Below are 18641 nucleotides of genomic sequence, written 5' to 3'. Positions count from 1 at the left end.
GTCACCTCCCCCGTCCCGTGCCGCGCACGCCCCGTTCGAGGGCCGCGTCGAAGGCCGCGCAGATCATGTGCACGGCGACCAGGTGGATCTCCTGGACGGTGGCCGTCGAGGGGGCGGCCACGCACAGGGACTCGTCGCTGCCCGCCATGAGGGGGTTGGGTTCGCAGCCGGTCAGCGCCCACACCCGCACCCCGGCGGCGCGCCCGGCGTCCGCGGCGGAGAGCAGGTTGGCGCTGGCGCCGCTGGTGGAGAGCAGCATCAGGACGTCGCCCTCGCGTCCGTGGGCGCGGACCTGGCGGGCGAACACCTCGTCGACGCCGTAGTCGTTGGCGATGGCGGTGGTGCTGGAGGTGTCGGCGTGCAGGGCGATCGCGGAGAACGGCGGCCGGTCGTCGCGGTAGCGGCCGACGATCTCGGCGGTCAGGTGCTGGGCCTGGGCGGCGCTGCCGCCGTTGCCGGCGGCCAGCAGCCGGCCGCCGCCGGAGAGTACGGCGGCGAGCCGCCGGCCCCAGCGTTCGGTGATGTGCGCGGAGGCGCGGAACGCCCCCAGCGCTTCCTGGAGTTCGTCGCAGTGCCCGACTACGGGCGGGTGAACGGTCATCACGCCACCTCCTTCGACAGTGCGTGGTCGGCGAGGGTCAGGCGGTAGACCTGTTCCGCGCCGTCTGCGACGCGCGCCCAGGTGTAGTGCCTGAGGACGCGTTCGCGGCCGTTCCTGCCGTACTGGCGGCGCAGCCGTTCGTCGGCGAGGAGTTCCCGGGCGGCTTCCGCGACGGCGTCCGGGTCCCGCGGGGTGACCAGGCGGCCCGTGATGCCGTCGGCGACGGAGTCGCGGTGGCCGCCGACGTCGGTGGCGAGGACCGGCACGCCGCAGGCCATCGCCTCCAGCGGCACGATGCCGAACGGCTCGTAGAGGGGGGTGCAGAGCACCAGGTCGGTGCTGCGGAGCAGGGCGGGCATGTCGTCCGGGTCGACGGCGCCGAGCAGCCGGACCCGGTCGGCGACGCCGGCGCGGTGGGCTAGCGCGGTCAGGCGCCGGGCCTCCGGGTCGGCGTCGAGGGCTCCGGCGGGCGGGCCGCCGGCGATCAGGAGTTCGGTGTCGGGGATGTGGGCCAGGGCGCGGACGGCCTGGTCGTAGCCCTTGCGGGGCACCAGTCGGCCGCAGGCGAGCAGGCGGTGGCGCCGGCGTCTCTCGGGGGTGCGGCCGGTGTCGGCGGCGGGGTGGAAGTGCTCGACGTCCACGCCGCAGGGCACCACGGAGATCTGCCGGGGCCGTACGCCCATGTCGCCGAGTTCGACGACCTCGTCGGTGCAGGTGGCCAGGACCCGTTCGCAGGCGCGGCCGAGCTGCCGTTCGATGCCGACGCGCTCGTACGGGCTGGTGTCCCGCAGACCCTGGTGGCGCCGCTTGACGGTGCCGAGGGCGTGGAAGGTCTGCACGAGCGGGATGCCGTGCGGGCGGGTGCCGATCTGCGCGGCCATGCCGGACATCCAGAAGTGGGCGTGCACCACGTCGGGCCGCTCCCTCGCCCAGGCGCGGGCCAGGTGGGCGCCGAAGGCGGGCATGTGCGGGAAGAGTTCGTCCTTGGGGACGGCCGTGGGTGGTCCGGCGGGCACGTGCTCGACGACCGCGCCGCCGGGCAGGGGCACCCGGTCGGGCAGGTCGGTGGCGTCCCGGCGGGTGTAGACCGTGACGTCGTGGCCGCGCTTGGCCAACTCCTCGGTGAGGCGGGCCACGTAGACGTTCTGTCCACCGGCGTCGACGCCGCCGAGCGCGGCGAGGGGGCTCGCGTGCTCGGACACCATGGCGATCCTCATCGGGTCACCTCCTTCAGCAGCCGCTCCCAGTCGTCCAGGAAGCGGGACAGCCCGTAGTGGGCGAGGGCCGCCGCGCGGGCTTCCTCGCCGACCGTCCGCGCGTGCGCCCGGTCGGCGAGGAAGCCGCGTACGGCGTCGGTCAGTACGTCGATGCGGTGGGAGACGACCCCGGCGCCCGGGGGGACGGCCTCGGTCACCTCGGTGGTGGCGAGGGCGACCACCGGCATGCCCAGGTGCATGGCCTCCAGCAGGGACAGGCCGAGGGAGGTCCAGCGGACGGGGTGGACGTAGACGCGGCGGCGGGCCAGCTCGGTGTGCAGGTCGGCCTGGGGGACGTCCTGGGTGCGGCAGCGGTCGGGGGCGAGGCCGAGGTGCTCGGCGAGTCCTTCGGTGCGCATGCCGAACACGTCGAGCGGGGCGGCCCGGGCGAACTCGGGGAGCAGGTCCGTGCCGGTCGTGCGCCCGCGCCGGACGGGTTCGTTGACGACGACGGCGGCGCGTTCCAGTTCGCCGGTCCAGCGGTGGCCGGGGTCGATGATGCCGTGTTCGACGACGGCCGTCTCGGCGGGTCCCGCGTCCCACATCAGCCGGTTGAAGTGGGTGACGTGGACGAGGGTGGTGCCGGGGAGGTCCGCGGCGGGGTGGCGGGTGTCGGGCACGTTCCCGTCGGGGGCGTTGTGCTCCAGGTAGACGAGCGGGGGGCGGCGGCCGAGCCACCGGTCGACCAGGGCGAGTTCGTGCGGCCGCTGGAGGATCACGAGGTCGACGTGCTCGTCCCGCAGCCGCTCCGGCTCCACTTCGATCACGGAGTCGGGCCAGTCCCAGGTGCGGGCGCGGCCGAGGCCGTCGGGTCCGCGGTCCGGGGTGACGGGGACGAGGTAGGTGTGCGGGCCCTGCACGAAGGCCGTGGTCCACGACCCGTGCACGTGCCAGATGAGGATCCTCATGCCTCCCCCAGGAGTTTCTCGACGGCGGCGGCCACGTCGGTCGCCGTGACGGTGTTCAGGCAGGGGTGGCCGGGGACGGGGCAGTCCCGGGCCCTGCTGTCGGCGCAGGGCGCGTCCTGGTCGCCGAGCAGGAGGTACGGGACTCCGTACGGCCGCCAGCGCTCCGCCGGTACGACCGGCGCGAACAGGGACACGACCGGGGTGCCGACGGCGGCGGCGAGGTGGGCGGGCGCCGTGTTGCCGGTGACGACGACGCGCGCGCCCGCGAGGACGCCGGACAGCTCCGGGGCCTCGGTGCGGCCGCCGAGGTCGGTGCCGTGCCGGCCCGCGACATGGGCGGTGAGGTCGCGCTCGTCGGGGCCGCCGGTGACGAGCACCCGGTGCCCGGCGGCGGCCAGTTCGCGTACGGCCTCGGCGGCGCGGTCCGGGCTCCAGGCACGGGCGGGGACGCTGGCGCCCGGGTGGAGGACGACGTAGGGGCCGGGCCCGGTGAGGTCGTCGGTGCGGGGCGGCGCGTGCACCCGCAGCCGTCCGTCGTCGGGCCGGGGGAAGCCGGCGGCCTCGGCGAGGTCGAGCGCCGCCTCCACCTCGTGAGCGTGCGGGGCGCGCCGGTGGCGCAGGTCGAGCAGCGAGCCGGGGTAGTCGACGCTGTCCGCGGCGATGTGCCGGACGCCGGCGAGGCGCAGCACCAGGGCGGTGGGCAACGGGGACTGGTGGAAGGAGGTGAGGACCAGCGCGGTGTCGGCGTCGATGCGCTCCACGAGCGCGTCGACGTCCTCGCGGCTGACGTCGGGCGGCCGGAACCCGCCCCAGGGGGCGTCCCACACCAGGACCTCGTCCACGCCGGGCAGCAGCCGGGCGGCGGGTGCGCCGCGCGAGCCGCACAGCAGGGTGACGTGGTCGGCCCGCGCGGCCACGGCCCGTACGGCGGGCCCGGCGAGCAGCACGTCGCCGAAGCTGTCCAGCCGGGTGACGAGCGCCTTCATCGCGTCCTCCGGCGGGTGTCGGCGACGGGGCGCCGCCGGGACGCCGTGGCCCCGGCGGGGGCACCGCTCCCGGCGTCCGCCGGGGTGCGGACCGGGGGCGGGGCGTCGAGCAGTGCTCGTACGGCGGTGAGCAGGTCGGGGGCGACGTGGGGCGCGGCGGCGGTCTCCTCGGGGCGGGTCCGGCCGTTGGGGACGAGGATGCCGTGGGCGCCCGCCCGTGCGGCGGCCTCGGTGTCGGCGCCGATGTCGCCGATGACGACGCAGTCGGCGGGGGCGGCGCGGAGGCGGTCCGCCGCGTGGAGGACCAGGCCGGGCTGCGGCTTGCGGCAGCGGCAGCCGTCGTCGGGGCCGTGCGGGCAGATCGCCCAGACGTCGAAGGGGCCGACGAGGTCGTCGATCCGCCGGTTGACGTGGCGGACGTCGGTCTCGCTGATCAGGCCGCGGGCGACGCCGGACTGGTTGGTGACGACGCCGACGCGGATGCCGTGGGCGCGCAGCAGCGCGACCGCCTCGCGGGCGCCGTCGACGGGCCGGACCCGTTCGGGGTCGCCGTTGTAGGGGACGTCGTGGACGAGGGTGCCGTCGCGGTCGAAGAGCACGGCCTGGACGGGGCTCATGCGGCCACCTCCCGCCAGGCGGGGGCGGAGCGGTGCCGCCACAGTCCGCTCAGCCGGTGCCAGGTCGCGGCGGGTGGGATGAGCGCGCTGGTGACCAGCATGGTGGTGACCTCCTGGCGGGTGCGGGGGCCCGGGGAGATCCGCGCCCAGGCGAACTCGGCGGTGCCCGCGGCCCAGCCCAGGCCGGCGAACGCGGCGGCCCGGGGGCGGCCGACGGCGGCGAGGGCGACGGCGACGGCCCCGGCCGCCGTGATCGCCGCGTGGCGCCTGATCCGCCCCCTGGGCGCCACCGCCTTGGCCCACCACTCGGGGCCGTGCAGCCGCCGCATCAGGGCGTCGTCGGCGTTGCCCCGCTGCTGTTTCAGGGAGACCCAGCGGGAGGCGGGGCGCACGGGGTGGCGGGTGGTGCGGCGGCCCCGCCGGATGCGCCAGCCCGCGTCGAGGACGCGCAGCGCGAGGTCGGCGTCCTCACGGAAGGCGCGGGTGAAGCGTTCGTCGAAGCCGTGGACCTCTTTGAGCACGTCGGTGCGGTAGGCCATGTCGGCGGTGATCCACTGGGCCCGCGCGAGGCCGGCGGTGCCGCGCTCCCAGTCGGTGGGCGGGCGCTCGCCGGGCAGCGGAACGGCGATCACGCCCTGCACCGCGCCCGTGTCGGGCGGGGCCTCGGCGAGGTCCTGCATCAGCTGGTCGCGCCAGTGCGGGCCGACCTGGACGTCGTCGTCGAGGAAGGCGGTCCAGGGCGCGGTGACCGCGCGGATGCCGGTGTTGCGGGCGGCGGCGGGTCCCCGGCCCCCGCTGCGCAGCACCACCGTGCGTTCGCGCAGGTCGCCGAGGACGGTCAGCGGGTGCTCCAGGTCGGCCGGGTCGGCGTCGGGCGCGGGCCGGTCGTCGACGAGGACGATCTCGTCGGGGCCGGGCCCGTGCGCGGCGGCCAGCGCGGCCAGGCAGTCGGCCAGCGTGTGGCGTACGAGGGTGGGGACGACGACGGCGTAGCCGGTCAGGGACGCGCCGGCCGCGGGTGTGCCGGTCATGCGAACGCCCTCCCCCGGCGCACCGCGAACGGGCCGATGGCCAGCAGGTCCACGGGTGCGGAGCCGAAGCACTCCAGCGCGTCGCGCGGGTCGTCGACCATGGGCCGGCCGGCGGTGTTGAGGCTGGTGTTGACGACGACGGGCAGCCCGGTGCGCCGTTCGAAGGCGCTGAGCATCCGGGCGACGAGGGGCTCGCGGCGCTCCTCGACGGTCTGGATGCGGGCGGTTCCATCGACGTGGACGACGGCCGGGATGCGGTCGCGCCACGCGGGGGCGACCTCGTGCACGAAGAGCATGTACGGGCTGGGGATCGGGCCGGTGAAGAGGTCGGCGGCGCGGTCGGCCAGCACCATGGGCGCCACCGGCCGGAACTCCTCGCGGCCCTTGACGTGGTTGAGCCGCTCCAGGTTCTCCGCGCGGCCCGGGTGCGCCAGCAGGGAGCGGTGCCCGAGGGCGCGCGGCCCGAACTCGCTGCGGCCCTGGAACCAGGCGACGACGCCGTCGCGGGCGAGTTCCTCGGCGACCGTCTCGGCGATGTCGTCGGGTTCCTCGTACGGGATCGCGGCCGTCTCCAGCCAGGCGCGGATCTCCTCGTCGCTCCAGCCGCGGCCCAGGTCGGCGCCGGGCATGGGTTCGGGGACGGCGGTCTGGGCGGCCACGTGCAGGGCGGCGCCGAGGGCCGTGCCCGCGTCGCCGGCGGCGGGTTGCACCCACACGTGCCGGTACGGGCCGCGGGCGGCGATCTTCGCGTTGGCGACGCAGTTGAGGGCGACGCCGCCCGCCATGGTGAGGGCCTCTCCCTGGCCCTCGCGGTGCAGCCAGTGGACGAGTTCGAGGAGCAGTTCCTCCACTGCGGCCTGGGTGCTCGCGGCGAGGTCGGCGTGGTCCCGCGTCCAGTCCTCGTCCTTGGCGCGGGCCGGGGCGAGGGCCGCCCAGTCGACGCCGTGGGCGCGGAAGCCGCCGTCGCCGGTGGCGTGCACGTGCTCGCGCAGGCGGTCGAGGTGGCGGGGGGTGCCGTAGGAGGCGAGAGCCATCACCTTGTACTCGTCGCTGCTGCGCAGGAAGCCGAGGTGCTCGGTCAGTTCCTCGTAGACCAGGCCCAGCGAGTGCGGGAGGGCCTGGGCGGCGAGGGTGTCGAGCTTGCCGTCGCGGTAGCGGCCGGCCAGGTGGGAGGCGGACTCGCCGCGCCCGTCGAGGACGAGGACGTCGTTGTCGGCGTGGGGCGAGGCCGGTCCGGCGGAAGCGGCGTGCGCCACGTGGTGCGGGACGAAGACGACCTGGTCGGGGTCGAGCCCGGGCAGTGCCTCGGCGAGGAACTCGGGCGCCCGGCGGGCGTACTCCAGGCGGAGCGGGTCCCAGGGGTCGTCCAGGCCCATGTCACGGGCGGGCCGGGCCAGTTTCGGGTCGAAGGAGTAGGCGACGGCGTCCAGCTCCTCGGCCCGTACCCCGGCGTGTTCCAGGCACCACCGCGCCGACAGCTCCGGCACCTCCCACGCGGAGAAGGGCACCGGGCGCTTGCCGTGCTTGCGGCGGCTGAAGCGCTCTTCCTCGGCGGCCGCGACGGTGCGGCCGTCGACGACGAGGGCGGCGGCCGGGTCGTGGAACAGGGCGTTGATACCGAGGATGCGCATGGGGCTTGCTCCGTCCCGGGGGACTGCTGGGGTTCGTCTGGCGTCGCGGGTGCCGCCACGCACCAGGCTCAAACACTTGAAGTCAGCTCAATTCAGGAAAAGAACGGACAAATCACCGAACGTGAGCGCGGCAGTGCCCCCTCCCGCCGTTCCCGCCGCCCCGCCGGCCCGCCGCCCCGCCGGCCCACCGCCCCCGTGGGCCTAGGCGGCGACGGAGTGCGCGAACCAGCCGATGGTCCGCTCCAGCCCCTCGCTCCACCCGACCCGCGGCCGCCATCCGAGCCGCTCCCGCGCCAGGGTGGTGTCCGGTTTGCGTCGGCCCGGGTCGTCGACGGGGCGGTCGACGAAGCGGATGCGGGAGCCGGAGCCGGTGAGCTCGACGACCCGGCGGGCCAGTTCCAGCATGGTGATCTCGTCCGCGCCGCCGATGTTCATCGGCCCGGTCTCCCCGGACGCGGCGAGGGCCAGGACGCCCTCGACGGTGTCGTCGACGTAGCACAGGGAGCGGGTCTGGCCACCGTCGCCGGCGACGGTGAGCGGCATGCCGTCCAGCGCCTGAGCGATGAAGGTCGGGACGGCGCGGCCGTCACCGGTGCGCATGCGGGGGCCGTAGGTGTTGAAGATGCGGACGATGGCGGCGTCGGTGCCGTGCACCTGGCGGTGGGCGGTGACCAGGGCCTCGGCGAAGCGCTTGGACTCGTCGTAGACGCTGCGCGGGCCGATCGGGTTGACGTTGCCCCAGTACGTCTCGCGCTGCGGGTGCTCCAGCGGGTCGCCGTAGACCTCGGAGGTGGAGGCGAGCAGGAAGCGGGCGCCGTCGGCGCGGGCCCGCTCCAGGGCGTTGCGGGTGCCGGTGCTGCCGACGTCGAGCGTCTCCAGGGGCAGCCGGAGGTAGTCGGCGGGCGAGGCGGGACAGGCGAAGTGCAGGACCAGGTCGAAGCGCCCGGGCAGGCCGCGCAGGGCCGCCGGGTCGGTGGCGTCGGCGTGGACGAAGCGGAAGCCGCGGTGCCGTTCGAGGTCGGCGACATTGGTGCGCGAACCGGTGGCCAGGTTGTCGAGGCACACGACGTCGGCGCCGGTGCCGAGCAGCCGGCCGCACAGGTGGGAGCCCACGAATCCGGCACCGCCGGTCACCAGGGCCCGGCGCCAGACACGTCTGCTCACGGGGCTGCCGCCCACGGGGGTCTCGCTCACGGGTCTCTCCTCGCTCTCACCGTCACTTGCGTGTCGGCTGAGTAACCCTGCGCACGCCCCCACTACCCCGAACTGCCATTCGAGGGGGCACTATGAACCCCGTCTATACACGCTATGTATATTCCCCGCATGCCTTCGCTGACCAAGAAGCTGACCAAGAAGATGCCGAAAACGGGGACCGGGTTGCGTGCGGTCGCGGCTCTCGCGGCCGCCGCCTCCCTCGCGCTGAGCGGCTGCACGAAACTGGAGACGACCTCCCCCAGCTCCGTCCGGAGCGCGGCGGGCGCCCAGGCACGGGCCGAGTTCGGCACGGTCGACTGCGGGCGCGTCAAGTGCATCGCGCTGACCTTCGACGCCGGACCCAGCGAGCACTCCGCGCGGCTCCTCGACATCCTCAAGGAGAAACAGGTCCCGGCGACCTTCTTCCTGCTCGGCAGACGGCACATCGACACCTATCCCGAGCTGGTCAGACGCATGGCCGACGAGGGCCACGAGGTGGCCAGCCACACCTGGACGCACCAGATCCTCACGGACGCCGAACCGGACGAGATACGCGAGGAGCTGGAGCGCCCCAACAGGGAGATAGAGCGCCTGACCGGGCAGCGCCCGACCCTGATGCGCCCTCCGCAGGGCCGCACGAACAACACGGTGCACGAGATCTGCCGGGAGCTGGGGCTGGCGGAGGTGCTGTGGAGCGTGACCGCCAAGGACTACCAGACCGACGACTCCGACCTGATCACCGAACGCGTCCTCGACCAGTCGTCCCGGGACGGCATCATCCTGCTCCACGACCTCTACGACGGCACCGTCCCCGCCGTGCCCGGCATCATCGACGCGCTCAAGGCCCGGGGCTACGTCTTCGTGACGGTGCCCCAGCTGCTGGCGCCCGGGAAGGCCGAACCGGGCAAGGTGTACCGCTAGGGCCTGTTGCGAGGTGTCCTCGGGGTCGGTTCCCTACGATCGTGACGTGGTCACCTTCTCGCTCGAACGTACCGCCCCGCTCCCGCCGGCCGAGGCATGGCGCCGGCTCACCACCTGGCAGCGGCACGGCGACATCGTGCCGCTCACCCGGGTCACCGTCGCCACGCCCGGGCCCACCCGCGCGGGCACGGTGATCGTGGCCCGTACCGGCACCGGTCCGCTCGCCTTCGACGACCGCATGGAGGTGACGGTCTGGCAGCCCCCGCTGGAGGACGACACCCCCGGCCTGTGCCGACTGGAGAAGCGCGGCCGGCTGGTCCGGGGCTGGGCCGAGATCGAGGTCCGCCCGGGCCCCGGAGGCCGGGCCCGCGTCGTGTGGCGCGAGGAGCTGAGCGTCCGCCCGCTGCCCTCCCTCTTCGACGGCGTCCTCGGCAGGTCGGGCCGGTACGTCTTCGGCCGCGCCGTCAACCACCTCCTGCGCCACCCGTGAACCACCGGTTGCGGACGGGGGACGGCTCGCGGACGAGTTCGCGCCACGCGCCACGCCACCGGCCTTTCCCGCGTACCGTGCCGGCATGTCTCCCCGCTCGCACGTCCTCGTGCAACTGTCCCTCACCGGCGCCCTGTTGACGGTGGCTCTGGCGGCGCCGCCCGCCTCCGCCGTGCAGGGCCCGTCGGTCCCGCTGCGCGTCGCCACGTACAACATCCACGCCGGGATCGGATCGGACGGCGTCTTCGACCTGGACCGGCAGGTGGCCGCGCTGCGCGCGCTCGACGCGGACGTGATCGGCCTCCAGGAGGTCGACGTGCACTGGGGCGCGCGCAGCCAGGAACTCGACGTCGCGGGCGAGTTGGCGCGGCGGCTCGGGATGCGGGTGTCGTTCGCGCCGATCTACAGCCTCGACCCGGTGGAGGCCGGGGGCCCGCGGCGCGAGTACGGCGTGGCCGTCCTCTCCCGCTTCCCGGTCCGTTCGGAGGCGAACCACGAGATCACGCGCCTGTCCACGCAGGACGAGAATCCGGTACCGGCCCCCGCGCCCGGGTTCGGCGAGGTGACGCTCAAGGTGCGGGGAGTGCCGGTGCAGGTCTTCGTGACGCACCTCGACTACCGGCCGGACCCGGCGGTCCGGGAGGCACAGGTGGCCGACACCCGCCGCATCATGGCCCGGGAGCGGGCGGCGCTGCCGCGGGCACGCCAAATCCTGCTCGGCGACTTCAACGCCGAGCCCTCGGCACCCGAACTCCAGCCGCTCTGGGCGGACCTGCGCGACGCCGGTCCGCGCACCGGCGGCACGTATCCGGCCGCGGCCCCCGTGAAGCGCATCGACTACGTGGCGGTGGGCGAGGGCGTGCGGGTGCGCGGCGCGTCCGTGCCGGACGAGGCCGAGGCCTCGGACCACCGGCCGGTGGTGGCGGACGTGTCACTCACGAGGTCGAGGTGAGGGTCAGCTTCCTGCGCTCGCCCGCGGTACGAGGCGGCTCGTGAAGCCACTCGACACAAGCCGTTCGTACGCGCGGACGACTCCGTCCGGCACGTCTTGCGTGATCATGAAGCCCTGCGCGGGATAGATCAGCAGGCGCTGCAGCGAACCGACGAGCATGTCGAAGACAAGCCGTGTGTCCTGGATCCGGTCGACGTACGCGGAGAGGGTCACGGGTGCCGACGCGCTGGTGACATCCACCCCCGGCCACAGTTTCCGGGCCGTGGCGAACGCGCGACGTTCCTCGTACGGCTTGCTGACGAGGAGCACGGAGGACGTGTCGATCGCGTGCTCTTCGAGCAGCGCACGGGAGAGAGTGACGTTCTCCCCCGTGTTCCGCGCCTGCGGCTCAACGAGGATCGCACTGGCCGGAACCCCCAGCTCCACTGCCCGCTCACGGTAGTGCTCAGCCTCTCCGCGTGGCATGCGGTCGCGCGTGGTGCGGCTGGTCGCTCCGGTGAAGACGATCAGCGGCATCATGCCCCGGTGGTACAGATCGGCGGTCGTCTCCGCGACGCCGAGGTCATGACTGCCCAACCCGATCGCGACGGAGCAGGGGCGCGGCTCGTGACCCATCAGCTGGAAGTCCCACAGCCGTTGAGCATCGGCCCATGCCTGTGCTGAGATCACTTGCGCTCGTCCCCAGGTTTCGCCGAGTCGGGAACCTCGAAGTCGTACGTCCATGAGAAGCGCGTCGCCGCATGCACGCCGATCGCGTATTCCACCACGGTGCCGTCGGCCGTGTACGTCGTGCGGTGCAGCTCCACCACCCACTCACCCGGCGCGAGCTGGAGGAGGCGGACCTCCTCGGCCGTGGGGACGCGCGCCGACAGCGTCTCGCGCATGTGGTCGATCTCGTACCCGGCGTCGTACAGGACACGAAAGCCCCCGCCCGGACCGGCGGGGCCTGGCGTCGGATCGACGAGGCGGGTCCCTTCCACGTGCTCGGGGCGGTAGTAGCTGGTCAGCGCGTGCGTCGGCTGCGAGCCTTCCCTGACCACGCGGGCACGTGCGTAGACCTCGGCTCCCTCCGGCAGACCGAGCACCTCGGCGACGACAGCCGACGCCGCCATGCGAGTGACGGTCTGAGTCTGCTCGTTCCGCTTGTACGCCCGTCCTGAGGCGGTGCGGTCCGCGATGAACGCCACTTCACCGCCGTCCCGCCACTTCGCCTTGTCGTATCGCGCCATGCCGAGCCGCGTGAGCGGAACCTGCTCACGAACGACCGTGCCGTGCCCCCGCGACGACGTGACCAGCCCTTCGGCTTCCAGCGCCTTGTAGGCCGCATGGACCGTGGACTTCGAACCCTCGCCCGCTTCCACGAGCTCCCTGATCTGCGGCAACTGGTCGCCGGGCGCGTACCGGCCCGTTCGGATCTGTCCGGCCAGCCGGTCCGCGAGCTCTCGCCACTTGGGCGCCATACAGCCCTCCTCTCGACAGCAGTCAGTGAAACACAGTCTCGGGACTGTTGACAGTCCTGGGACTGTGCGCCAGTATCACGTCCGGAAGCTTGTAGTCCTGGGACTGCAAACTGCGGCGGCGAGGAGCGAGCGCACATGGTGTACACGATCGACCGATATCCCTGTGAGGACTCGCCGAGGCTCGGAGCGATGGCCTTGCATCCGGAACCCGAGTCCGTCCCCCGCGCCCGGCGCTGGTTCCGGAAGTTCATCGCCCCGTACGAGCCGCTCTGCTCGGTCGACGACTGCGTCCTGCTGATCTCCGAGCTGGTCACGAATGCCATCTGCCACGGCACGCCGGAGGATTCGTGGCGGGTGCGGGTCGAGTGGTTCCGCGACGGGACCTCGCTGCGCGTCGAGGTCCACAACCCCGGGCTCCCCGCGGGCGTACGGCTGCGACACCCGGACGCGCACGACACCCACGGGCGAGGGCTCCAGCTCGTCGACTCACTCGCGGACTCCTGGCACTCCGGCCCCGGTCACCTCGGCGGCACGGTCGTCTCGTTCGTGGTCGCCGATGCCTGGCCGACTTGAGAGTGGGCGTCCGGGCCGGCCGCAAGCGGTCGCCAGGCATGCTCCGTTGTCAGCGGCAGCCCATAAGGTGCGTCCAACATCCACAAGGGGGAACTGTCGTGGGATTCTCGGGTGACCTCGTCTTCGCTCGCAGTGATCGGCCTCTGTTGCAAGCTCCGGTGTTCGACAGCCTCGACCACGGCCGCAAGGCCACCGTGGTCACCTGGGAGGCACGGCCGGGCGGCTGGCAGACGCTCCAGTTCGACTTCGGGACATGGGACGACAGCGCCCTGCCCGGACTGGTCGAGTGGAGCGGAGCACCGGCCTGTGTCGCCCAGATCAACGACAGCGACGTCGCTCTCGTGACCGGGCTCGACGTCACCGGTCGGCGCTGGCAGGCGTGGCTGAATCCGGACGTAGCCGCCAGGCTTCGAGCCGAGGAGCCCGAAGATCTCGAGGATCAGCTCCTTTGGCTGGACACACCGGCATTCCACAAAGCGGTCGGACATCAGCGCGCGGAGATCGAGGCGGAGATTCCCGCTGATGCCGAAGGCGCGGTTGCCTGGGCCGCAACCGCCGGCCTTCCCGTGGCGCCCCCACCTCCTGTCAGGGTCGAAGAGCTGCTTCGCTCACACGAGTCGTCCGTGGAGGACCTCTTCAGCACATTGCTCGACAAGCTGGGCTTCCCCCCGGCCGCTGACCTGTCACCCGCACCATGCGAAGCGAAAGACAGGCAGACCGGCTGAGTGGTCTCTGGCGTGAACGGTCGGCGCCGGTCAGGCCACCGAGCCGATCCTTCCCGTCGGAGACGACGGGCCGTCGTGGTGGATCGGGGTGTGGGCGCCGGTCAGGGAGGCGCCGGTGCCGCCGCGGCGGGTCGCGATGATCTCGGCGGCGATGGAGAGGGCCGTCTCCTCGGGGGTGCGGGCGCCGAGGTCGAGGCCGATGGGTGACCTGAGGCGGTTCAGCTCCAGGTCGCTCACGCCGACCTCGCGCAGCCGGGCGTTGCGTTCCAGGTGGGTGCGGCGGGAGCCCATCGCGCCGACGTACGCCACCGGCTGGCGCAGGGCGAGCCGCAGCAGGGGTACGTCGAACTTGGCGTCGTGGGTCAGCACACACAGCACCGTCCGCGCGTCCACGTCGGTGCGGGCCAGGTACTCGTGCGGCCACTCGACGACGATCTCGTCCGCATCGGGGAAGCGGACGGCCGTGGCGAAGACGGGGCGCGCGTCGCACACCGTCACGTGGTAGCCGAGGAACTTGCCGGCCCGGACCAGCGCGGAGGCGAAGTCGATCGCACCGAAGACGATCATGCGGGGTGCCGGCACCGAGGACTCGATCAGCAGCGTGAGCGGTGCTCCGCAAAGCGAGCCCTGCTCTCCGATCTCCAGGGTGCCGGTGCGCCCGTTGTCCAGGAAGGCGCCGGCCTCGGCGGCCACCGTGCGGTCCAGCTCGGGGTGGGCGCCGAAACCGCCCTCGTGCGAGCCGTCGGGATGGACGAGGAGGGCGCGGCCGGTCAGTTCCGCCGGGCCGCTCACGATCCGTGCCACCGCCGCCGCCTCCCCCCGCGCGGCGGCGGCGAGCGCGGCGGCGTACACCGGGCGGGCGGGATCGGCCGCCCGTACCGGTGTGACCAGGATGTCGATGACACCGCCGCAGGTCAGCCCCACGGCGAAGGCGTCCTCGTCGCTGTAGCCGAAGCGTTCGAGCACGGTTTCGCCGTCCTCCAGCGCCTGCCGGCACAACTCGTACACGGCCCCCTCCACGCAGCCGCCGGACACCGAGCCGATCACCGTGCCGTCGGCGTCCACCGCGAGGGCGGCGCCGGGCTGGCGGGGTGCGCTGCCGCCGACGGCCACCACGGTGGCCACGGCGACGTCGCGTCCCTGCTCGACCCACCGGTCCAGCTCTTCGGCAATGTCCAGCATCTGTCGGTCTCCTAGGACGAGTGGTGGAGGACGGGTTCCCGGTGCGGCGGCTAGTGCACGCCCAGCCAGCTCTCGATCGGGTTGAGGGCGAAGTAGACGACGAAGATCACCGTCAGGGCCCACATGAAGACGCCGATCTCCCGGGCCTTGCCCTGGGCGACCTTGATGGCGACGTAGGAGATCACACCGGCCGCGACGCCCGCCGTGATGGAGTACGTGAACGGCATCAGGACGACGGTCAGGAAGACCGGGATCGCGGTGGCCCGGTCGGCCCAGTCCACGTGCCGGGCGTTCATCATCATCATCGCGCCGATGACCACCAGGGCGGCCGAGGCGACCTCCTGGGGCACGATCGCGGTGATCGGCGTGAAGAACAGGCAGGCCGCGAAGAACAGGCCGGTGACGACCGAGGCGAGGCCCGTGCGGGCGCCCTCGCCGACGCCGGTCGCGGACTCGACGAAGACGGTCTGGCCGGAGCCGCCCGCCACGCCGCCGATGGCACCGCCCGCGCCGTCGATGAACAGCGCCTTGGACAGGCCCGGCATGCGGCCCTTGTCGTCGGCGAGCTTGGCCTCGGTGCCGACGCCGATGATGGTGGCCATCGCGTCGAAGAACCCGGCCAGCACCAGGGTGAAGACGATCATGCCGACCGTCATCGCGCCGACCTCGCCCCAGCCGCCGAACTCCAGCTCGCCGAAGAGCGAGAAGTCCGGCATGGAGACCGCACTGCCGTGCAGCTCGGGGGCGCCGTTGGCCCACTGCTTGGGATCGATGACCCCGGTGGCGTTCAGCACGGAGGCGACGACGGTGCCGGCGACGATGCCGATCAGGATAGCGCCGGGGGTGTTGCGCGCCTGGAGCATGAAGATCAGGAGCAGGGTGCCCGCGAAGAGCAGGACGGGCCAGCCGGCGAGTTCACCGGCGGGGCCGAGGGTCAGCGGGGTCGCCTCGCCCGCGTGGACGAAGCCGCCCTTCACCAGGCCGATGATCGCGATGAACAGGCCGATGCCCATGGTGATGCCGTGCTTCAGGGCGAGCGGGATCGCGTTCATGATCATCTCGCGCAGCCCGGTGACCACGAGGAGCATGATCACCACGCCGTACATCACGCACATGCCCATGGCCTGCGGCCAGGTCATCTGCGGTACGACCTGCCCGGCGATCACGCCGGACACCGAGAGCCCGGCGGCCAGGGCGAGCGGCACCTTGCCGACGAAGCCCATCAGGAGCGTGGTGAGCGCCGCCGCGAACGCCGTCGCGGTGATCAGGGCCTTCTGGCCGAGGGTGTCCCCCGCGGCGTCCTTGCCGGACAGGATCACGGGGTTGAGCAGGACGATGTAGGCCATCGCCATGAAGGTGGTGATGCCGCCGCGCACCTCACGCGCGACCGTCGATCCCCGGTGGGATATGTGGAAGTACCGGTCGAGCCAGGACCTGCCGGCGGGGACGCGGGAACCCGCTCCCGCCTCCTCGGCGGTGGTCCTGGGCTCCACGGACTGCTGGGTCATGGGGCCGTCTCCCAAGGTTCAAAGGGGCACCCGCGCGAGTCCGCTGGGGCGGCCGCGGGGATTTGGGATGTGCACGACCCGGGGGACGGCCCGAGACGAACGCATGGGTGGTGGGACGCGTGCGTGGTGGTGCTGCGGGGCCCGCGAGCGGAGCGGGACCCGGGGTGTGCTCCGGGCGGCGCGGAGTGTGTGACGTTCCGTGCGCCGCCCGGAGGGTCGGCTCACGCCTTGCCGGTGAGGTGCTCCGGACGTACGGGCGTGCGGTCGAGCGTCAGCCCGGTCGCGTTCCGGATGGCCGCGAGGACCGCCGGGGTGGACGACAGGGTGGGGGCCTCGCCGATGCCGCGCAGCCCGTACGGCGCGTGGTCGTCGGCGAGTTCGAGCACGTCGACGGGGATGGTCGGCGTGTCGAGGATGGTGGGCAGCAGGTAGTCCGTGAAGGACGGGTTCCTGACCTTGGCGGTCTTGGGGTCGACGACGATCTCCTCCATCACCGCGATGCCCATGCCCTGGAGGGTGCCGCCCTGGATCTGGCCGACCACGGAGAGCGGGTTGAGCGCCTTGCCGACGTCCTGGGCGCACGCCAGCTCGACGACCTTGACCAGGCCCAGCTCGGTGTCGACCTCGACGACGGCGCGGTGTGCGGCGAAGGAGTACTGGACGTGGCCGTTGCCCTGGCCGGTGCGCAGGTCGAAGGCCTCGGTGGGCCGGTGCCGCCACTCCTCCTCGACCTCGACCGCCTCGCCCTCCAGGACGTCGACCAGGTCGCCGAGGACCTCGCCGCCGTCGGTGACGACCTTGCCGCCCTCCAGGAGCAGCTCGGCGGTGGCCCAGGCCGGGTGGTAGGAGCCGAACTTGCGCCGGCCGATCTCCAGGACCTTCTCGCGGACCAGCTCGCAGGCGTTCTTCACGGCGCCGCCGGTGACGTACGTCTGCCGGGAGGCCGAGGTCGAACCGGCCGAGCCGACCTGCGTGTCGGCCGGGTGGATGGTCACCTGCGTGACGCCCAGCTCGGTGCGGGCGATCTGCGCGTGGACGGTGACGCCGCCCTGGCCGACCTCCGCCATGGCGGTGTGGACCGTGGCGACGGGCTCGCCGCCCACGACCTCCATGCGCACCTTGGCGGTGGAGTAGTCGTCGAAGCCCTCGGAGAAGCCGACGTTCTTGATGCCGACCGCGTAGCCGACGCCCCGGACGACGCCCTCGCCGTGCGTGGTGTTGGACAGGCCGCCCGGCAGCTGGCGCACGTCGGAGCCCTCGCTGGACTCCCACTGGCGCTCGGGAGGCATCGGCATCGCCTTGACGCGGCGCAGGAGTTCGGCGACCGGGGCGGGCGAGTCGACCGGCTGGCCGGTCGGCATGATCGTGCCCTGCTCCATGGCGTTGATCCGGCGGAACTCCACCGGGTCCATGCCGAGTTCCTTGGCCACCTTGTCCATCTGCGCCTCGTAGGCGAAGCACGCCTGGACCGCGCCGAAGCCGCGCATGGCGCCGCAGGGCGGGTTGTTGCTGTAGAGGGCGATGGCCTCGATGTCCACGTCGTCGATGACGTACGGGCCGACCGACAGCGAGGAGGCGTTGCCGACGACCGCCGGGGAGGCGGACGCGTAGGCGCCGCCGTCCAGGACGATCCGGCACTTCATGTGGGTGAGCTTGCCGTCCTTGGTGGCGCCGTGCTCGTAGTACAGCCGCGCGGGGTGGCGGTGCACGTGGCCGAAGAAGGACTCGAAGCGGTTGTAGACGATCTTGACGGGCTTGCCGGTGCGCATCGCCAGCAGACAGGCGTGGATCTGCATCGACAGGTCCTCGCGGCCGCCGAACGCGCCGCCGACGCCGGACAGCGTCATGCGCACCTTGTCCTCGGGCAGGCCGAGCACCGGGGCGATCTGCTTCAGGTCGGAGTGCAGCCACTGGGTGGCGACGTACAGCTCGACGCCGCCGTCCTCGGAGGGCACGGCGAGGCCGGACTCGGGGCCGAGGAAGGCCTGGTCCTGCATGCCGAAGTAGTACTGGCCCTTGACGATCACGTCGGCCCGCTCGGCGGCCGCGTCGGCGTCGCCGCGCACGATCGGCTGGCGGTGCACGATGTTGGGGTGCGGGACGTGGCCGATGTGGTGGTCGTCGCGGTTCTCGTGGACGAGGATCGCGTCCGGGGCGGTCGCGGAGGCCTCGTCGGTGATGACGGGCAGCTCCCGGTACTCCACCTTGATCTTGGCGGCGGCGCGGCGCGCGGTCTCCGGGTGGTCGGCGGCGACGATGGCGACCGGCTCGCCGTGGTGGCGGACCTTGCCGTGCGCGAGGACCGGGGTGTCCTGGATCTCCAGGCCGTAGGTGCGGATCTCGGTGGGGAGGTCGTCGTAGGTCATGACGGCGTAGACGCCGGCCATGGCGAGGGCCTCGCCCGTGTCGATGGAGACGATCTCGGCGTGGGCGACCGGGGAGCGCAGGATCTGGCCCCAGAGCATGTCCTCGTGCCACATGTCGGACGAGTAGGCGAACTCGCCGGTGACCTTGAGGGTGCCGTCCGGGCGGAGCGTCGACTCGCCGATCCCGCCCTTGGTCTTCGAAACCTGGGTGATTTTGGTGGGTGCGCCGTTGGCAGCCAT

At 72.9% G+C, this 18641-nt stretch carries 18 protein-coding genes; 5 read left to right on the top strand and 13 right to left on the bottom strand.

What is annotated here, in order from left to right; translation table 11 throughout:
• Position 1 precedes the first annotated feature (1 nt).
• From ACGF5T_RS18420 to ACGF5T_RS18385, 8 genes are all read right to left on the bottom strand, one after another.
• Positions 2-601 carry an SIS domain-containing protein gene (locus ACGF5T_RS18420; protein ID WP_361009554.1) on the bottom strand — a complete coding sequence of 200 codons (600 nt, stop codon included), beginning with the start codon at positions 599-601 and terminating at the stop codon, positions 2-4.
• Positions 601-1818: a glycosyltransferase family 1 protein gene (locus ACGF5T_RS18415; RefSeq protein WP_366766402.1), complete on the bottom strand. Its 1218-nt coding sequence runs from the start codon at positions 1816-1818 to the stop codon at positions 601-603. The genes ACGF5T_RS18420 and ACGF5T_RS18415 overlap by 1 nt, the downstream gene beginning before the upstream one ends.
• Entirely contained in the window at positions 1815-2765 is a 951-nt protein-coding gene (locus ACGF5T_RS18410) for a glycosyltransferase (RefSeq protein ID WP_356607285.1), read from the bottom strand. The genes ACGF5T_RS18415 and ACGF5T_RS18410 overlap by 4 nt, the downstream gene beginning before the upstream one ends.
• The gene (locus ACGF5T_RS18405; protein ID WP_356607287.1) at positions 2762-3751 is read right to left on the bottom strand and encodes a glycosyltransferase family 9 protein; all 990 of its coding nucleotides are present in this window, start codon (positions 3749-3751) and stop codon (positions 2762-2764) included. Before ACGF5T_RS18405 ends, ACGF5T_RS18410 begins: the two co-directional genes overlap by 4 nt.
• Entirely contained in the window at positions 3748-4368 is a 621-nt protein-coding gene (locus ACGF5T_RS18400) for an HAD family hydrolase (RefSeq protein ID WP_361009545.1), read from the bottom strand. Before ACGF5T_RS18400 ends, ACGF5T_RS18405 begins: the two co-directional genes overlap by 4 nt.
• Positions 4365-5399 (bottom strand): glycosyltransferase, encoded by a 1035-nt coding sequence (locus ACGF5T_RS18395; protein WP_366766403.1) that lies wholly within the window; start codon positions 5397-5399, stop codon positions 4365-4367. Before ACGF5T_RS18395 ends, ACGF5T_RS18400 begins: the two co-directional genes overlap by 4 nt.
• Positions 5396-7030: a carbamoyltransferase C-terminal domain-containing protein gene (locus ACGF5T_RS18390; RefSeq protein WP_366766404.1), complete on the bottom strand. Its 1635-nt coding sequence runs from the start codon at positions 7028-7030 to the stop codon at positions 5396-5398. Before ACGF5T_RS18390 ends, ACGF5T_RS18395 begins: the two co-directional genes overlap by 4 nt.
• A gap of 201 nt (positions 7031-7231) precedes the next feature.
• Positions 7232-8224 (bottom strand): UDP-glucuronic acid decarboxylase family protein, encoded by a 993-nt coding sequence (locus ACGF5T_RS18385; protein ID WP_356607295.1) that lies wholly within the window; start codon positions 8222-8224, stop codon positions 7232-7234.
• A gap of 162 nt (positions 8225-8386) precedes the next feature.
• Here ACGF5T_RS18385 and ACGF5T_RS18380 point away from each other — a divergent pair, with 162 nt between their 5' ends.
• The 3 genes from ACGF5T_RS18380 (at position 8387) to ACGF5T_RS18370 (ending at position 10587) form a co-directional block, all read left to right on the top strand.
• Entirely contained in the window at positions 8387-9145 is a 759-nt protein-coding gene (locus tag ACGF5T_RS18380) for a polysaccharide deacetylase family protein (protein ID WP_366766425.1), read from the top strand.
• A 46-nt stretch (positions 9146-9191) separates the two neighbouring features.
• The gene (locus tag ACGF5T_RS18375; protein ID WP_366766405.1) at positions 9192-9635 is read left to right on the top strand and encodes an SRPBCC family protein; all 444 of its coding nucleotides are present in this window, start codon (positions 9192-9194) and stop codon (positions 9633-9635) included.
• A gap of 85 nt (positions 9636-9720) precedes the next feature.
• On the top strand, positions 9721-10587 hold the full coding sequence (locus tag ACGF5T_RS18370) for an endonuclease/exonuclease/phosphatase family protein (protein WP_366766406.1): 867 nt from the start codon (positions 9721-9723) through the stop codon (positions 10585-10587).
• A 3-nt stretch (positions 10588-10590) separates the two neighbouring features.
• Here the strand turns inward: ACGF5T_RS18370 and ACGF5T_RS18365 are convergent, their stop codons facing one another.
• Together ACGF5T_RS18365 and ACGF5T_RS18360 are read right to left on the bottom strand one after the other, a co-directional pair.
• Positions 10591-11256 (bottom strand): YdcF family protein, encoded by a 666-nt coding sequence (locus tag ACGF5T_RS18365; protein WP_361009526.1) that lies wholly within the window; start codon positions 11254-11256, stop codon positions 10591-10593.
• Entirely contained in the window at positions 11253-12047 is a 795-nt protein-coding gene (locus tag ACGF5T_RS18360) for a GntR family transcriptional regulator (RefSeq protein WP_366766407.1), read from the bottom strand. Before ACGF5T_RS18360 ends, ACGF5T_RS18365 begins: the two co-directional genes overlap by 4 nt.
• Before the next feature lie 135 nt (positions 12048-12182).
• Here ACGF5T_RS18360 and ACGF5T_RS18355 point away from each other — a divergent pair, with 135 nt between their 5' ends.
• Both ACGF5T_RS18355 and ACGF5T_RS18350 read left to right on the top strand, forming a co-directional pair.
• Positions 12183-12620, top strand: a complete 438-nt coding sequence (locus ACGF5T_RS18355; RefSeq protein WP_366766408.1) for an ATP-binding protein — start codon at positions 12183-12185, stop codon at positions 12618-12620.
• A 158-nt stretch (positions 12621-12778) separates the two neighbouring features.
• Positions 12779-13345 (top strand): hypothetical protein, encoded by a 567-nt coding sequence (locus ACGF5T_RS18350; RefSeq protein WP_366766409.1) that lies wholly within the window; start codon positions 12779-12781, stop codon positions 13343-13345.
• A 30-nt stretch (positions 13346-13375) separates the two neighbouring features.
• Here ACGF5T_RS18350 and ACGF5T_RS18345 read toward each other — a convergent pair whose 3' ends face one another.
• The 3 genes from ACGF5T_RS18345 to ACGF5T_RS18335 all read right to left on the bottom strand — a co-directional run bounded on the left by ACGF5T_RS18345 (position 13376) and on the right by ACGF5T_RS18335 (position 18641).
• On the bottom strand, positions 13376-14527 hold the full coding sequence (locus ACGF5T_RS18345) for an XdhC/CoxI family protein (protein WP_366766410.1): 1152 nt from the start codon (positions 14525-14527) through the stop codon (positions 13376-13378).
• 50 nt (positions 14528-14577) lie between these two features.
• The gene (locus ACGF5T_RS18340; RefSeq protein ID WP_361009511.1) at positions 14578-16035 is read right to left on the bottom strand and encodes an NCS2 family permease; all 1458 of its coding nucleotides are present in this window, start codon (positions 16033-16035) and stop codon (positions 14578-14580) included.
• A 221-nt stretch (positions 16036-16256) separates the two neighbouring features.
• Positions 16257-18641: a molybdopterin cofactor-binding domain-containing protein gene (locus ACGF5T_RS18335; protein WP_366766412.1), complete on the bottom strand. Its 2385-nt coding sequence runs from the start codon at positions 18639-18641 to the stop codon at positions 16257-16259.

The organism is Streptomyces sp. NPDC047853 (assembly GCF_043204535.1).
Classification (GTDB): domain Bacteria; phylum Actinomycetota; class Actinomycetes; order Streptomycetales; family Streptomycetaceae; genus Streptomyces.
This window is presented reverse-complemented; position numbering and strand designations above follow the sequence as displayed.

Coding starts and splice junctions, on each gene's coding strand:
- ACGF5T_RS18420 (WP_361009554.1), bottom strand. CDS start 601: ATGACCGTTCACCCGCCCGTAGTCGGGCACTGCGACGAACTCCAGGAA.
- ACGF5T_RS18415 (WP_366766402.1), bottom strand. CDS start 1,818: ATGAGGATCGCCATGGTGTCCGAGCACGCGAGCCCCCTCGCCGCGCTC.
- ACGF5T_RS18410 (WP_356607285.1), bottom strand. CDS start 2,765: ATGAGGATCCTCATCTGGCACGTGCACGGGTCGTGGACCACGGCCTTC.
- ACGF5T_RS18405 (WP_356607287.1), bottom strand. CDS start 3,751: ATGAAGGCGCTCGTCACCCGGCTGGACAGCTTCGGCGACGTGCTGCTC.
- ACGF5T_RS18400 (WP_361009545.1), bottom strand. CDS start 4,368: ATGAGCCCCGTCCAGGCCGTGCTCTTCGACCGCGACGGCACCCTCGTC.
- ACGF5T_RS18395 (WP_366766403.1), bottom strand. CDS start 5,399: ATGACCGGCACACCCGCGGCCGGCGCGTCCCTGACCGGCTACGCCGTC.
- ACGF5T_RS18390 (WP_366766404.1), bottom strand. CDS start 7,030: ATGCGCATCCTCGGTATCAACGCCCTGTTCCACGACCCGGCCGCCGCC.
- ACGF5T_RS18380 (WP_366766425.1), top strand. CDS start 8,387: ATGCCGAAAACGGGGACCGGGTTGCGTGCGGTCGCGGCTCTCGCGGCC.
- ACGF5T_RS18370 (WP_366766406.1), top strand. CDS start 9,721: ATGTCTCCCCGCTCGCACGTCCTCGTGCAACTGTCCCTCACCGGCGCC.
- ACGF5T_RS18360 (WP_366766407.1), bottom strand. CDS start 12,047: ATGGCGCCCAAGTGGCGAGAGCTCGCGGACCGGCTGGCCGGACAGATC.
- ACGF5T_RS18355 (WP_366766408.1), top strand. CDS start 12,183: ATGGTGTACACGATCGACCGATATCCCTGTGAGGACTCGCCGAGGCTC.
- ACGF5T_RS18345 (WP_366766410.1), bottom strand. CDS start 14,527: ATGCTGGACATTGCCGAAGAGCTGGACCGGTGGGTCGAGCAGGGACGC.
- ACGF5T_RS18340 (WP_361009511.1), bottom strand. CDS start 16,035: ATGACCCAGCAGTCCGTGGAGCCCAGGACCACCGCCGAGGAGGCGGGA.
- ACGF5T_RS18335 (WP_366766412.1), bottom strand. CDS start 18,641: ATGGCTGCCAACGGCGCACCCACCAAAATCACCCAGGTTTCGAAGACC.